At 44.0% G+C, this 761-nt stretch carries 1 protein-coding gene and 1 pseudogene; both read right to left on the bottom strand.

Annotated elements, in window-relative coordinates:
- Positions 1–85: 85 nt before the first annotated feature.
- Entirely contained in the window at positions 86–622 is a 537-nt protein-coding gene (locus A3738_RS02905) for a F0F1 ATP synthase subunit delta (protein ID WP_068481440.1), read from the bottom strand.
- A gap of 16 nt (positions 623–638) precedes the next feature.
- A pseudogene (locus A3738_RS30445) lies at positions 639–761 on the bottom strand (F0F1 ATP synthase subunit B); the annotation flags it as partial.

The following is a 761-nucleotide window of genomic DNA, read 5'->3' as shown; positions in this document are numbered from 1 at the left end:
CTCGATGCGCTTCTTAATGATTTCGCTGATTTCAGCTGGGTTTAGCTGTTGCATGCTTTTAAATCCTCAAATCTGAATCCGCTACCTAAGCACTTACTGCTTCTGCAAGTTTGGCTAATTTGCCTTTCACAGATGCATCAATAACTAGGTCGTTCGCGCGAATAATTGCGCCACCTAACAATGACTCATTGGTCGTTGTTGATAGGTTTACTTTACGATCTAGTTTCTTGCTCAATGCTTGTGCCAGCTTCTCTTGTTGTTCACTACCCAAGTCGTATGCACTTTCTACTTCTACGTCTACTGACTGCTCAAGTTGCGCTTTAAAAGCTTCGAATAACTCTGAAATCTCAGGCAACAATGCAATGCGATTGTTTTCTGATAATACGTGAATCAGGTTACGCGCTTCTTGATTCAAAGCATCGCCGCATACATCACAAAATGTATCGGCTTTCGCTTTGCTAGTTAGTGCAGGGTGATCGAGAACAACAACCATATTCTCTTCCTTCGCTACCGCAGAAGCTGCAGCTAGCATACTTGACCAAACGTCAAGGCTATCAGTTGCTTTTGCTGCTTCAAATGAAGCTTTAGCGTAAGGTCGGGCAATCGTGATTGACTCTGCCATCATCCACTCTCAATAGTTAAATTTCAGAGGCAAGCTGGTCTAGTAACGCGCTGTGCTTGCTTGCATCGATTTCTGCGCCAAGAATCTTCTCTGCACCTGCTAATGCAACTGCTGATACTTCTGCACGTAGTTCTTCACG

The sequence above is a fragment of the Oleiphilus sp. HI0066 genome, from assembly GCF_001635725.1.
Note: the sequence above shows the minus strand (reverse complement) of the source record. Positions and strands in the feature narration are given on the sequence as shown.

Bases quoted from the DNA above. Each gene is read 5' to 3' on its own strand.
- A3738_RS02905 (WP_068481440.1), bottom strand. From the start codon at position 622: ATGGCAGAGTCAATCACGATTGCCCGACCTTACGCTAAAGCTTCATTT.